Genomic DNA, 13,900 nt, shown 5'->3' with positions numbered 1-13,900 from the left:
ACGCGGCGATACTGTACGCATGAGTGCGAAACGGAACGAGCCTGCGGCGATCGGCATGGCGTTCCTGCGCTCGCCGGTCGGCGTCGACCCGTTCTACAGCGAGGTCATAGCGGGAATGGAAGACGTGCTGCACCCGCGCGGCATGCGCGTGCTGATGCAGACCGTGCCCACGGTCGCCGACGAGCTCACCGCGTACCGCAGGTGGGCGGCATCCGGAACCGTCGCCGGCGTGGTGGTCAGTGACCTCACCGTCGACGATCCACGGGGTGCCGTGCTCGCCGAGCTCGGGCTGCCGCACGTCACGCTCGGTGAGCCCGTGGATGCCGCCGGCGGCGCCGTCGTGCGCGTCGACAACTACACGACCACCGTGCACGCCGTCGAGCAGCTCGTGCGGCTCGGGCACCACGCGATCGGTCGTGTCTCCGGCCCCGAACGCCTCGTGCACACCCAGGCTCGAACCGTGGCCTTCGCGGATGCCATGGCTGCCGCCGGTGCGGCGTCCAGCACCGCGATCGGCGACTACTCCGGCCCGAGCGGAGCGGCCGCCATCCTGCAGCTGCTGGAGTCGCCGCAACCGCCGACCGCGGTGATCTTCGACAACGATGTGATGGCTGTTGCCGGACTCGAGGCGGTGAAGGCGCGCGGCATGTCCGTGCCCGGCGACCTTTCGATCGTGGCCTGGGACGACTCCACGCTCTGCCGGCTCGCCACGCCACCACTGTCGGCGATGAGCCACGACGTGAGGGATCTCGGCGGCCTCGCGGCGACCACGCTGCTGGCCGTGATCGACGGCGGAGAACCGCAAGACGTCACGGCGCCGCTCTCTGTGTTCATTCAGCGCGGTTCGACGGCCGCTCCCCGAGTGGATGCGGCGGTGTCCCCAAGCTCCAGCGCGTATCCTTGACCACATCATGGACGGCGTATGGGCAGGCATCATCTGGGCGCTCGCGCCGACGGTTCTCGTCGGGCTCGTCTTCTGGGTGGTGATGCGTTCGCTCGTGCATGCCGATCGCAGTGAGCGCAAGGCGTACGCGAAGATCGAGGCGCAGGAGCGCGCCCGCCGCGGCCTCCAGCACTAGCCGTAGGAGGCCGGGACTTCAGGCGGCCGCGCCGGCGGTGTGACGCAGGGTTCGGTCGAAGACGGAGATGCCGAGGAGGACGAGGCTTGCGCCGACCATGATCCAGGCGATCGTGGTCACGCCCGTGTCGGTGACGTTGGTGCGGTAGACGATGCCGGTGATCGCGGAAGAGGCGATGGAGCCGAGGTAGCCGAAGGAGCGCATCAGGCCGGACGCGGTGCCGAGCTGCTCGGCCGTCGCCTGGCTGTAAAGAGCGAGCTGGTTGCTACTCGCCGCGCCCTGCGCGAAGCCGAGCAGGGTCGTGACCGCGAGGGTGACGACAAGCCACGCCGGGGTGGGCAGGAAGAGGGCGCAGACCGCTGCGGCGATGCACGCGACGGCGGCGCCGATGATCGGGCCGCGCACCAGGTTGCGGCGCGAGAACGGCACGATCACAAGGCCGGAGACGAGAGTCATCGGGATGAGCAGGAGGCCAGAGCCGAGCTCCGACATGCCCTGGGATGCCTCCAGCCACTGGGTGATGCCGTAGAGGACGACGTACCCGCACAGCATGACGAGCCCGAACCGGATCAGAGTGCGGGTAAGGGCGGCGTTGCGGCCGAGGAGCCGGACGTCGAAGAACGGTGACTTCGCGCGCAACTCCCACCAGACCTCGAGGACCCAGAGCACGACCGTCGCCGCCAGCAGCGCCCAGTTCGGGTTCGGGAAACTCGAGAGGAAGAGCAGCAGGCTCGTCATCGCCAGCGCGAAGCCGAGAATTCCCGTCAGATCCAGGTCCGATGCGATCCGGCGCGCCGTGCGCCGAACGGTGAGCTCGTCACGGGGCACCCACATCAACGTTGCGATCAGCCCGGTCAGCGCAACCGGGACGTTGATGAGGAACACCGAGCGCCAGCCGAGGAACTGCACGAGCACGCCGCCGATAGGCAGGCCGAGCGATGCGGTCGCGACGCCGGCGATCATGAGGCCGCCAAGGACGGCTCCGGGCGGTTTCTCGAGCCCCGCCGTGCGGGCGCGCCTGCGGATCAGGACCATCGCCGTCGGATAGGCGCAGGAGGTGCCCAGGCCGATCAGCACCCGGCTGATGATCAACGCCAGAAGCCCCGGCGCAAGCCCGCCGACGATCCCGCCGGCGAGAACCAGCAGGATGCCGGTGAGGAACACGCGCCGCGGCCCGAACACCTCCGCCGCCTTGCCCGCGGTGGGTTGCGCGATCGCGCTGGCGAGGTAGAGGGCAGAGACGAGCACCGCGGTCTGCCCGATCGAGACGTGCACGCCGGCCGCGATCGGCACCAGGGCCGTCGCGATCAGCGAGCTGTTGATCGGGTTGAGGGCCGAGCCGATGTACAGCGGCGTGGTGAACCGCCAGTTGAACGGGCTGCTCGGCGACGAGGCGGACGTCGTAGCTGAATCAGACATCGAGATGCTCCAGGGCGCCAGCGGGCGCAGTCGGCGGCGGGCCGGTGCGCGCCGCCCGCTGTTGAAAGAAAGGGAACCGAGTTAGAGGAACTGGGCGACGCGCTCGATCAGCGGCGCCGCATCATGGATCAGCCGGATCTCCTCCGGGCTGAGATGCTCGCGGAGGGCGACAGCGATGCTGTGGGTCGCAGCGTCGCGGATGTCGTGCAGCTGGCGTGCGCCGGCCGCGGTCAGCGACAGGACGAAGCGGCGCCCATCGTCAGGGTCCGGCTGTCGCTGGATGAACCCACGCGCCTCGAGCGCGGCGACCGTCGAACCCATCGTCTGCGGCGTCACCTGATCCCACCGGGCGAGCCCGGCGATGTTGTCCGAGCCGTTGCGATCCAAACGGGACAGCACCGAGGACTCCGGCGCGCTGAGCTCGGAGGAACGGGTGCTGCGCATCCGCCGCTTGACCTGGCTCACCGCACGACGCAGCTCACCGGCAGTCGCCTCCACGTCGATCTCATCCGCCATATTCAGAAGGTTACTCTTGCAAGATTAATCTTGCAAGGTTGCTCTTCCTAAGCGAGCCCGATAGACATTGCGGCTAAGACGACAGCGAGCGTCGACAACGTCGGTGCCGGCAACAACTAGTCGTTCCCCCACTTCGCCCCTTGTCGGTGGCGCAGACTGTCGTCGTCCGGTGCTAGCGTCAGCCCCAGCCGGCTGCACGAGGGGATGACATGGACAGCGGCACCCTGACCTGGATCATCATCGTGATCGGGCTCGTCGTCGACTTCGGGCTGCGTATCGTCGCGATCATCGTCATCCCCCGCAACCGTCGGCCCACCTCGGCGACGGCCTGGCTGCTGGCCGTCTACTTCATCCCGTACATCGGATGGCTGTTCTTCCTGCTCATCGGCAGCTACAAGTTGCCCAAACAGCGACGTCTGCGGCAACAGCAGATCAACCAGTTCATCCTCGAATCCACCGAGGGCATCGAGAGGGTGCGCCGCGATCATCCGTGGCCCCCGTGGCTAGAGCCGGTCGTGCGCATGAACCGCAGTCTCGGGGCCATGCCACTCGTCGGCGGCAACGCGGCGTCGCTGATCGGTGCCTACGAGGCGTCGCTGGATGCCATGACTCAGGCCGTCGACGCCGCCACTCGTTACGTGCACGTCGAGTTCTACATCCTCAGCTGGGACGACACGACGGCGCCGTTCTTCGACGCACTCGAGGCCGCAGTGAAGCGCGGCGTCACGGTACGCGTGCTTCTGGACCACATCGCGTCGCTCCGCACCAGGGACTACAAGCGCACCATCAAACGTCTCACCGCCATGGGCGCGCAGTGGCGGCTCATGCTGCCGGTGCAGCCGCTGAAGGGCAAGTATCAGCGGCCGGATCTGCGCAATCACCGCAAGCTGCTGGTCGCCGACGGCAGGGTCGGGTTCATGGGATCGCAGAACGTGATCGACCGCACCTACAACAAGCGCAGCAACATCAAGCGCGGGCTGAAATGGAAGGAACTCGTCACCCGGCTCGAGGGCCCCATCGTGGCCGGGCTCAACGCGATCTTCATCACCGACTGGTACTCGGAGACCGGCGACCTGCTCGCGCGCGAGCGCGACCCGATCGTCACGGTGAACGTCGAGGAGGAACTGGACTGTCAGCTCGTGCCGAGCGGGCCCGGTTTCGACAACGAGAACAACCTCAAGCTGTTCCTCGCGCTGCTCTACTACGCCACGGAACGGATCATCATCACGTCGCCGTACTTCGTGCCAGACGAGGCGATGCTGACCGCGCTGACCACGGCGGTGCAGCGGGGCATCCATGTCGAGCTCTTCGTCTCCGAGATCGGCGACCAGGCGCTCGTCTACCACGCGCAGCGCTCCTACTACGAACAACTGCTGCGCGCTGGCGTGACGATCTGGATGTACAAGGCGCCGTACATCCTGCACGCCAAGCACTTCACGATCGACGATGAGGTCGCTGTCATCGGCTCCAGCAACATGGACATGCGCTCGTTCATGCTGAACGCGGAGATCTCGCTGATGGTGCGCGGCAAGTCATTCGTCGCCGAGATGCGCGAGGTGGAGCAGGGGTACCGGGATGCCAGCAAGCAGCTCACCCTGGACGAATGGCTGAAGCAGCCGCTGCCGTCCACCATGCTCGACAACCTCGCGAGGCTGACCTCCGCCCTGCAGTGAGCCGCCGGCCGGCGGCCGGTGTCGGGTCTTCCGTGTTCGAGTCGCGCCGATTGCCCTTATGACGCAGCCCTAAGGACCATCTGAACGAGTGGAATGGATTGGGGGCCAGGCTGTGGAAAGCGGTCGCCCGGAACGCCGGCCTTCGATACGCTGGCGGCGCGATCACGAGGAGGCCTTCATGAGCCAAGAGAGCCCGAACCAGCAGACCGGTGCGTCGCAGGGCGCGGCCCCGCCGTCCGCCGCGTTCCCGCAGTCAGCTGCGGGCGAGATCCCGTCGCCGCCCGCAGGCGAGATGCCTCCTCCGCCTCCGGGCCAGACGCCGCCTCCGGCACCCGCAGCCGCCGCTCCTGCGGCGCCTCTGGCTGGGCCGTTCGCGCCGATCGGCAAGCGTGCCAGCGTGCTCGGCGCCTGGGGCGCTCGCATCGTGCTCATCGTCGTGGCGGCGTGCGCGCTCGTCTCAGTGCTGTTCATCCTGTTCGGCGCGGGCAGCGACACCCTCGGACGCGTCGTCACCACAGACATCGCGCTGATCGTCTTCGCGCTCCTGGTGTGGCTCGACACGGTCATCGGTGCGTACCGTCCCGAGTGGTTCGAGTTCGCGTCGCTGGCGACGGATGCCTACCTGCTATTGCTCTGGATCGTCACGATCTGGACGGAGAACGGCTCCGGCCCGTTCGCGCTCTGGATCGACATCTGGCGAAGCATCCTGTGTCTCATCTTCGTGCGCGGGATGCTCGCGCTCGTCGACCTCGTGCGGTTCCTGTATTCGAGGTGGGTCACGACCGTGACCCGCGCGCTCGCGTACATCTCGGGGTGCGCGTTCGGCGTCATCGGCATCATGGTGACGATTCCTGCACCCACGCCGTTCAACCACCTGTGGGACCTGGACTTCTATGGTCGTGTCGTCGCCTCCATCGCGGTGATCGCCGGCGTCGCACTCGTGCTGATCCCGCTCTGGGGACTGCTCACGGGCCGCAGCCATCGAGTGCAGCGCACGGGGTCGTCGTTCGCCTTCGTGAGCGGTGCCTACGGCCCCGGCGGCTACGGCAGCGGTGCCTTCCGCCCTGGCGTGCCGCCCGTGCCCCAGGCGCCCGGGTTCCGGCAGGGCTCAGGCCCGGTGCCTCCCGTCCCGCCTGTGCCGCAGGCGCCGGTTGCGCCGACCGCCGCGCAGCCGCAGGCCGGCGGGCCGCGGCCTGCCACGGCCGCGCACCCGCCACTCGCGTGGCCCCGCCTGGCGAACGGTGCCCCGGTTCCGGCGGGAGCCTCCGGCGCACCGGACTTCGCTGCCGTCGCGGGTGCGCCCCTGGCCTGGCCGACGTTCACGGACGGCACTCCTGTCCCGGCCGCGCCCGACGGGAGCCCGCTCTACCGCTGAACCGTGCCCAACGGTTCACCATGCCCAACGGCATGACGGCCGCCGCGCTCTGGAGCGGCGGCCGTCGTCGCGTCTACTGCCGCGGCTTCAGCCGCACGGTCGGCATGGCGGGTGCCGCGAGCGGATGCCCCGGGTAGTCCGCGACCGTGCCGAACCGGCCGGCGGCATCCGCTCCGTCGATCACCTCGCGCTGCCACTGCTCCCGCGACGCGACGACCTCGTCGTGGCTGCGGCCGATGAAGTTCCACCACATCACGATCTGTTCCCCGAGCGGCTCGCCGCCCAGCAGCAGGATGCGCGCGCCGCCGACCGACGAAAGCCGCAGTCGCGAGCGTCCGGGCGGCACGTATGCGAGGTGCCGGTGCGGCACGTCGACGCTCTCGACGGCGATGTCGCCGAGATCGAGCAGGATGCCGTGCTCGAAGTCCGGCGCTACGGCAAGATCGACGGACGCACCGGCATCCAGGTCGAGCTGAGCGCCGACGAGCGGGCTGAACACCGTCGCCCGAGCGGTTGCGCCTGCGAGCTCCCCGATGAACACACGCGCCACCACGCCGTCGCCGATCGTGGCGGGGGAGGGAACTGTTCGCTCGAAGAACGGCGCCTGCTCGCGCCAGGCGTCCGGAAGCGCGAGCCACAACTGCGCGCCGTGCAGCACGGTCGTCTCGGGAGTCGAGTCCTCCGAGTGGCTGATGCCGTGCCCTGCCGTCATGAGGTTCAGCTCGCCCGGTCGCACCATGGCGTGCGAGCCGACGCTGTCGCGATGCTCTATCTCGCCCTGGAACAGCCAGCTCACGGTCTGCAGGCCGGTGTGCGGATGCGGGGGCACGCGCATCCCGCCCGTCACGGAGACGTCGTCAGGGCCATAGTGATCGAGGAAGCACCAGCCCCCGATCGTCGACTTCGTCCGCTGCGGCAGAGTGCGGTGCACCGGCATCGCGCGCGGCCCACCCAATGGCACATCCCGCGGTTCCAGCAGCACGATTCCGGCGCCATCGGCAGCCTCGCACTCCGCCACGAGTTCCGCCGGACGGCGCTCCAGGTTGCTCATGTGCGGCATCCTACGTGCGGCGCATGTTTCGTCGGTCGAAGACCTGGCGCCATGCATCAAGCGCTACTGCCGTCACCTCGCGTTCCGGTGTGACGAGTACCCAGCGTCCAGCAGGCTGATAGCCCCATAGCTTCTCGTTCCTGCGGATGCCGGTGAACAGATCCTGCGACAGCACGCGCGACTCGGTTGGGCTGCCCGCCGAGTGTGCCAGGTAGATCAAGCGCTCGGGCCCAACGATCGCGCGTTGCACCATCCAGCCCCAGAATTCTGCAGCCTTTCGGCGACCCTGAACCCAGCCGGCTGCAGCGCAGAGCCACGATCCCGTCGGAAAAAGCACTAGCGTCGCAAAAGTAATGGGCTTGGTGAGATTCCCGAGAAAGCTCGAGTTCTGGACGAGTATCCACAGCAACGCGAGCGGCGGCATCGCCGCGACAACGAACCACACTGCTCGGCCAACGGGATGCAGGACCGGTACTCCCGCGAACACTGTCGCGAGGACGGCTACGAGGCCGAGCGGGACGAGAAGCCAGAATCTGCCTGTTCTGCTTGCGAGGTCGATCCACGGTGAGCCAACGGCCATGAAGCACGCGAAGAAGCCGAGCCAACCTAGCCCTATGCACACCCATCCCACGCTCTTCGCAAGTGTCTCGCGGCGCTGAGGACTCGCAATGAGACGGATGAAAGGGGTCCTCGCTGGCCGCCGCGTCGGTTTGGCATGAGCTGTTGGGGGTGGCGATGCATCCTCGTCAGCGCCGAGCTGCTGGTCCGCCGGAGCCGAACGGTCATCGGCTTGCCGCGGGTCCGGAGGCAATCGGCTGCGGTCGTCACCCCGGCCAGCAGCGCGCGGGATGTCCGGTTGCGGAGATCCGTTGTCCCCGTAGTAACTGTTACCCAGCTCGGAGCGCTCAGCGGCAGGGATGTACAGGTCGGGGTATCCGGGTAGCGAAAGCTTGCCGGCGAGGACGCTCAGATCGAGATCGAACTGTACATGGTCCAGGGTTTCGAACCGTGCGATCGCGCGGCGAATGTCCGCGAGTGCCTCGTCCCGGGACCAGCCGTTCACACGCTGGAGGGTGCGTATCGTGTGTTCCGTCGTCCCGCGCGCAGCTGCGCGCCCCATGTGCTGCACCGAGTGACATGCCTTGCAAAGAGCGATCAGTCGCTCGAGCCGTTGGACGTTGCGCCCGTTGCGGGTCTCGAACACCCAGATCTCATGACAATCAGGGCGCAAAGTTCTCCCGTTCACCCGTCTCCCATGCCGACCGCACACTTCGCAACGGTTCTCGGCGGCGGCGCAGACCGGCAAACGCAGGCGGTCCCAGTCCTTGTGAGAGACCAAGCCGCGCACATTCGACCCCCATGTCGTGCTGGGAAGCATGTCGGTTCTGATTCGCACCCCATCCGCCGCGTCGGGGTCGATGAGACGCACATCGTCAGGGAGCATGTTCGGCGAGCCTTTCCGTTCCTCACACACTATCGAGAGGGGCAGACATCCCTGTCCCGTGCTCGGCCCGGCTTTCCTGTCTACGCTTGTCGTTTCGCCACGTAGATTGCGACAATCTCGGGCGGGAATTCCAGCGAACACCGTCAAGACAGCCGCGGGCCGTCAGGCCAGACCGTCCCGCACCTACCATGGAGGCATGCCGCGCCCCCTCGCCCGCTCGCGCTGGTCCTCGCGCGTCGCCATCGCCTCCGTCGTCGCCGGTCTCACCGTGCTCGCGCTCGCCGGATGCTCGCAGAACTCCACGAAGCCCATCACCGACTACAAGGGTGAGCCGAAGGGAGTCGAGGCTCCCCCCAGCAGCGCCGGGGGCGCACCGTTCTCCGTGTGGCTCAAGGGCGGCGACCAGTTCACCGTCACGCTGTACGGGAGCTCGACCTGCCCGCCGGTACCGTCGCGCTTCAACCTCACGGGGCACAACAAGGTGGAGCTCACGATCCCCAAGCTCGCGAAGAACAAGGTCTGCACGATGGACTACGTGCCGCACACCACCGTGTTCGCCACCCCGAACACGATCGACCGTCACAGCGACGTCTCGGTCACGGGTCAGGGCCTCACCTGGACCCTGCAGGGCATGTCGTCGAAGTAGGCGAGCGAACCAGCGCGCGCTGCACAGTATGCGCTCGCGCCCACGCCTCGCGACGCCTTAACGCCGACGGCGAACAGCCGCCACACGAGCCGAGCCGCTTATTACCCTGATTCATAACGGGGCCGACGTGCAGGCATCCGGATGCTCGTGAGCAACACCGCGCGCATCCCGCCAGCGCTCCGCCAGCGGCCCTGCGAGGAGTGACCACATGTTTGAGAGATTCACCGACCGAGCTCGCCGCGTCGTCGTCTTGGCCCAAGAAGAGGCCAAGATGCTCAACCACAACTACATCGGAACCGAGCACATCCTGCTCGGTCTGATCCACGAGGGTGAGGGTGTCGCGGCGAAGGCCCTGGAGTCGCTGGGGATCTCGCTGGATGCCGTGCGCGAGCAGGTGCAAGACATCATCGGCCAGGGCCAGCAGCAGCCCACCGGGCACATCCCGTTCACTCCGCGTGCGAAGAAGGTGCTCGAGCTGTCGCTCCGCGAAGCGCTGCAGCTCGGACACAACTACATCGGAACCGAGCACATCCTGCTCGGACTCATCCGCGAGGGCGAAGGCGTGGCCGCACAGGTGCTCGTCAAGCTCGGCGCGGACCTCAACCGGGTGCGCCAGCAGGTCATCCAGTTGCTCTCCGGCTATCAGGGCAAGGAGCAGGTACAGGTGGGGGCGAACGAGCAGCAGAGCGCTCAGGGTGGAAGCCAGATCCTCGACCAGTTCGGCCGCAACCTCACGCAGGCTGCGCGCGAGAACAAACTCGATCCGGTGATCGGCCGTGAGAAGGAGATCGAGCGCGTCATGCAGATCCTGTCGCGCCGGTCCAAGAACAACCCGGTGCTCATCGGGGAGCCCGGCGTGGGCAAGACCGCCGTGGTGGAGGGGCTTGCCCAGGCGATCGTGCGCGGCGACGTGCCCGAGACGCTGAAAGACAAGCAGCTGTACACGCTCGACCTCGGCTCGCTGATCGCCGGCTCGCGCTACCGCGGTGACTTCGAGGAACGCCTCAAGAAGGTGACCAAGGAGATCCGCACCCGCGGTGACATCATCACGTTCATCGACGAGATCCACACCCTGGTGGGTGCGGGTGCCGCGGAGGGCGCGATCGATGCCGCGAGCATCCTGAAGCCGCTGCTGGCGCGCGGCGAGCTGCAGACCATCGGTGCGACCACGCTCGACGAGTACCGCAAGCACTTCGAGAAGGATGCCGCGCTCGAGCGCCGCTTCCAGCCCATCCAGGTCGCGGAGCCGTCGCTGCCGCACGCGATCAACATCCTGAAGGGGCTGCGCGACCGCTACGAGGCGCACCACAAGGTGTCGATCACGGATGGCGCGATCGTCGCCGCGGCGAACCTCTCCGACCGCTACATCAGCGACCGCTTCCTGCCCGACAAGGCCATCGACCTGATCGACGAGGCCGGCGCGCGGCTGCGCCTGTCGATCCTGTCCGCCCCGCCGGAGCTCCGCGAGTTCGACGACAAGATCGCGAAGGTGCGCGAGCGCAAGGAGTCGGCGATCGAGGAGCAGGACTTCGAGAAGGCCGCCGCGCTGCGCGACGAGGAGAAGAACCTGCTCGGCGAGCGGTTGCGGCTCGAGAAGCAGTGGCGCTCGGGCGACGTGAAGACGACCGCCGAGGTCGACGAGGGGCTCATCGCCGAAGTGCTGGCGCAGGCCACGGGCATCCCGGTGTTCAAGCTCACCGAGGAGGAGTCCAGCCGCCTCGTCTTCATGGAGAAGGCGCTGCACCAGCGAGTCATCGGCCAGGAGGAGGCCATCTCGGCGCTCTCCCGCACGATCCGCCGTCAGCGTGCCGGTCTGAAGGACCCGCACCGCCCGTCCGGCTCGTTCATCTTCGCCGGCCCGACCGGTGTCGGAAAGACCGAGCTGGCCAAGGCGCTCGCCGAGTTCCTGTTCGACGACGAGTCGGCGATGATCTCGCTCGACATGTCCGAGTACGGCGAGAAGCACACGGTCTCCCGCCTGTTCGGCGCCCCTCCCGGCTTCGTCGGCTTCGAAGAGGGCGGTCAGCTCACCGAGAAGGTGCGCCGCAAGCCGTTCAGCGTCGTCCTGTTCGACGAGATCGAGAAGGCGCACCCCGACATCTTCAACTCGCTCCTGCAGATTCTCGAGGAGGGGCGTCTGACGGATGGCCAGGGTCGCGTCGTCGACTTCAAGAACACGGTCATCATCATGACGACCAACCTCGGAACGGCAGCGATCTCCGGCGGACCCGTCGGTTTCCAGGCCGAGGGCGACGCGGGCAGCCAGTCCGGCTACGACCGCATGCGCGGGAAGGTGAACGAGGAGCTGAAGAAGAACTTCAAGCCCGAGTTCTTGAACCGCGTCGACGAGATCATCGTGTTCCCGCAGCTCGACAAGAGCGAGCTGCTGCAGATCGTCGACCTGTTCACGAAGCGCCTCGGCGAGCGGATGCTCGACCGCGACATGACGATCGAGCTCACGCAGCCCGCCAAGGAGCGACTCATCGAGGTCGGATTCGATCCGGCACTAGGCGCCCGCCCGCTGCGTCGCGCCGTGCAGCACGAGGTGGAGGACCGGCTCAGTGAGAAGATCCTGCACGGCGAGCTGAACGCCGGCGATCACGTCACGGTGGACTTCCAGAACGGCGAGTTCGTGTTCACGACCGCCGCCCGCAAGGACCCGGTGGGCGCGATCGCGGCCGGCCCGGTCGGCACCGGTGCGGCCACCCCCGACCTGGCGGCAGGACTGTAAACGCACAACGAGACGCGGGATCGACCAGCAGGTCGGTCCCGCGTCTCGTTGCGTGCGAGGCGCGCTCCGCCTTCCCCGAGGGTGCGGGTTCTTCCGCTCAAGGGTCCGGGTTCTTCTCCGCGAGAGCGCGTGTTCTTCCGTCCGCGGGTGCGGGTTCCTCCGCCTTAGAGCGCGGCGCTTCCTTCCCGCAGTGCTATCAGCCGGCAGCGTCGTCGAGCTTCTTCTCGACCGAGCCGAGGGCATCCGAGATCTTGTCGCCGGCGAGGTTCGCCGCCGAGCCGACCACATCGCCGACGCTGTTCGCGACGTTCTGCACGGCAGGGGAGTTGGCGATCCTCCGCGCGTTCTCGCGCAGCCGTTCGTATCCTTTGCGGCCCGCTCGCGCGCCGAGGATGTAGCCGACGACCACGCCGGTGGCGAAGATGATGATCTTCATCGCTGTCCCTTCGAGTTCTCGCGCGCTTGAGGCACGCGCGTTCTCTCAGCATCCTGCTGCCGGCCGTCGCTGTCATCCCCCTTGCGCTCCTCCCCGATGCGGCGGCGGATGACTGCGCCAGGTTGCGCTCGGCAACACCGCCTATTCTGAAAAGCGTGGCAGACCTCCTCACCGAGCCGATCTCGACGACCGAGTTGCGCGGGTTCCGCGTGCGCCGCGCCCGCACGGGGGATGTGCCACGCATGCAGCAGCTCGTGCAGCCGCTGGTCGAGCGACGCATCCTGCTCGGCAAGGAGCGTGTCGCGCTGTATGAGGCTCTGCAGGAGTTCCGGGTCGCCGAAGATCTCGACGGTGAGCTGATCGGGTGCGGTGCCCTGCACGTGCTGTGGGAAGACCTGGGCGAAGTGCGCACCCTCGCGGTCGCCGACGAATGGCGCGGTCGGGGCGTCGGACACGCCATGCTGGAGCGTCTCGAGTACGACGCGACCGGGCTGGGTCTGAGCCGACTGTTCTGCCTGACGTTCGAGGTGCGGTTCTTCTCGCGTCACGGGTTCGAAGACATGGGTCACGAGACCGTCGATCCGGATGTCTACAACGAGCTCCTGCGCAGCCGGGACGAGGGCGTCGCCGAGTTCCTGGATCTGGCGCGAGTGAAGCCGAACACGCTCGGCAACACCCGCATGATCAAACATCTCTAGCTGGGCGTGGTGCGCTGAGCCACCTGGCCCTCAACGAAAGTGGCGTCCGATACCACGCTGGCGTCTGCGAATTGCCCGTTTCACCCGGCGAGTTGCCTCAGGTGCCGCATGGGTGCCGCTTAGCCTGATGGCATGTCGAGCCTGAAGCATCCGGTCGGCCCGCAGTCGAGCAGGGTGTACTGGCGACGCCGGCTGGTGGTGGGGCTGGCGTTGCTGGCGATCGTGGTGGTGATCCTGTTGATCGTGTTCGCGCCTCGTGGCAAGTCGGATGCCACGGCTCCCGTGGCGACCCACACGGCGACGACCTCGACGTCGAAGGCCACCTCGACGCCGAAGGCCACTACGAATCCGAAGGCCACCACGAATCCGGCGACCGTCCCGACGACGAAGGCGACGGCGAGCGGCAAAGCGTGTGCGGCATCCGCGATCGACGTCGAAGCGATCACTGATGCCAACAGCTACGGGCCGGGGGTTCAGCCGCAGCTCTCGTTCTCGATCACGAACACCGGCACGAAGGCGTGCACGTTCGACGCCGGAACGGCGAAGCAGGTGTTCACGATCACGAGCGGCAACGAGGTGTATTGGAAGTCGACCGACTGCCAGACGAACCCGGTTGACACAGTCATCCTGCTGGAGCCCGGGAAGACTCTCACCTCGAACCCAGTTGCGTGGGATCGCACGCGTTCCGATCCGTCGACGTGCAGCGAGAAGCAGCGACAGGCGGTGCCGGCTGCTGGTGCGTCGTATCACCTGAAGGTGCAGGTGGACGGCGTCACCTCGAAGACGACGAAGCAGTTCCTGCTGAGCTGAACTGCGGGCGTCCAACCGAGCT

13 protein-coding genes are annotated in these 13,900 nt (G+C 67.3%); 8 read left to right on the top strand and 5 right to left on the bottom strand.

Going from position 1 to position 13,900, the window contains the following annotated elements; genetic code table 11:
• Positions 1–19: 19 nt before the first annotated feature.
• Complete coding sequence (locus ACYVII_RS07375) at positions 20–904, top strand: LacI family DNA-binding transcriptional regulator (protein WP_460533329.1); 885 nt, start codon at positions 20–22, stop codon at positions 902–904.
• A 7-nt stretch (positions 905–911) separates the two neighbouring features.
• Positions 912–1,079: a hypothetical protein gene (locus ACYVII_RS07370; protein WP_460533326.1), complete on the top strand. Its 168-nt coding sequence runs from the start codon at positions 912–914 to the stop codon at positions 1,077–1,079.
• Positions 1,080–1,097: 18 nt separating this feature from the next.
• On the opposite strand, the gene ACYVII_RS07365 is transcribed toward ACYVII_RS07370, so the two are convergent.
• A complete protein-coding gene (locus ACYVII_RS07365) occupies positions 1,098–2,498 on the bottom strand; it encodes an MFS transporter (RefSeq protein WP_460533324.1) in 1,401 nt (466 codons plus the stop codon).
• An 81-nt stretch (positions 2,499–2,579) separates the two neighbouring features.
• Positions 2,580–3,014: a MarR family winged helix-turn-helix transcriptional regulator gene (locus tag ACYVII_RS07360; protein ID WP_460533321.1), complete on the bottom strand. Its 435-nt coding sequence runs from the start codon at positions 3,012–3,014 to the stop codon at positions 2,580–2,582.
• Positions 3,015–3,223: 209 nt separating this feature from the next.
• Here ACYVII_RS07360 and cls point away from each other — a divergent pair, with 209 nt between their 5' ends.
• Both cls and ACYVII_RS07350 read left to right on the top strand, forming a co-directional pair.
• Positions 3,224–4,687, top strand: a complete 1,464-nt coding sequence (cls, locus tag ACYVII_RS07355; protein ID WP_460533318.1) for a cardiolipin synthase — start codon at positions 3,224–3,226, stop codon at positions 4,685–4,687.
• A gap of 178 nt (positions 4,688–4,865) precedes the next feature.
• The gene (locus ACYVII_RS07350; protein ID WP_460533315.1) at positions 4,866–6,062 is read left to right on the top strand and encodes a hypothetical protein; all 1,197 of its coding nucleotides are present in this window, start codon (positions 4,866–4,868) and stop codon (positions 6,060–6,062) included.
• A gap of 73 nt (positions 6,063–6,135) precedes the next feature.
• Here ACYVII_RS07350 and ACYVII_RS07345 read toward each other — a convergent pair whose 3' ends face one another.
• Both ACYVII_RS07345 and ACYVII_RS07340 read right to left on the bottom strand, forming a co-directional pair.
• Positions 6,136–7,113 carry a pirin family protein gene (locus ACYVII_RS07345; protein WP_460533312.1) on the bottom strand — a complete coding sequence of 326 codons (978 nt, stop codon included), beginning with the start codon at positions 7,111–7,113 and terminating at the stop codon, positions 6,136–6,138.
• A gap of 10 nt (positions 7,114–7,123) precedes the next feature.
• On the bottom strand, positions 7,124–8,557 hold the full coding sequence (locus tag ACYVII_RS07340; protein WP_460533309.1) for an HNH endonuclease: 1,434 nt from the start codon (positions 8,555–8,557) through the stop codon (positions 7,124–7,126).
• A gap of 196 nt (positions 8,558–8,753) precedes the next feature.
• Here ACYVII_RS07340 and ACYVII_RS07335 point away from each other — a divergent pair, with 196 nt between their 5' ends.
• Together ACYVII_RS07335 and ACYVII_RS07330 are read left to right on the top strand one after the other, a co-directional pair.
• On the top strand, positions 8,754–9,203 hold the full coding sequence (locus ACYVII_RS07335; protein ID WP_460533306.1) for a hypothetical protein: 450 nt from the start codon (positions 8,754–8,756) through the stop codon (positions 9,201–9,203).
• A gap of 208 nt (positions 9,204–9,411) precedes the next feature.
• Positions 9,412–11,934 (top strand): ATP-dependent Clp protease ATP-binding subunit, encoded by a 2,523-nt coding sequence (locus tag ACYVII_RS07330; RefSeq protein ID WP_460533303.1) that lies wholly within the window; start codon positions 9,412–9,414, stop codon positions 11,932–11,934.
• Between the two features lie 196 nt (positions 11,935–12,130).
• Here ACYVII_RS07330 and ACYVII_RS07325 read toward each other — a convergent pair whose 3' ends face one another.
• Positions 12,131–12,370 carry a hypothetical protein gene (locus ACYVII_RS07325; RefSeq protein WP_460533300.1) on the bottom strand — a complete coding sequence of 80 codons (240 nt, stop codon included), beginning with the start codon at positions 12,368–12,370 and terminating at the stop codon, positions 12,131–12,133.
• Between the two features lie 155 nt (positions 12,371–12,525).
• On the opposite strand from ACYVII_RS07325, the gene ACYVII_RS07320 reads away from it, so the two are divergent.
• The gene (locus ACYVII_RS07320; protein WP_460533297.1) at positions 12,526–13,068 is read left to right on the top strand and encodes an amino-acid N-acetyltransferase; all 543 of its coding nucleotides are present in this window, start codon (positions 12,526–12,528) and stop codon (positions 13,066–13,068) included.
• A gap of 132 nt (positions 13,069–13,200) precedes the next feature.
• The gene (locus ACYVII_RS07315) at positions 13,201–13,878 is read left to right on the top strand and encodes a hypothetical protein (RefSeq protein ID WP_460533293.1); all 678 of its coding nucleotides are present in this window, start codon (positions 13,201–13,203) and stop codon (positions 13,876–13,878) included.
• The last annotated feature ends 22 nt before the right edge of the window (positions 13,879–13,900 follow it).

The sequence above is a fragment of the Humibacter ginsengiterrae genome, from assembly GCF_054780115.1.
Note: the sequence above shows the minus strand (reverse complement) of the source record. Positions and strands in the feature narration are given on the sequence as shown.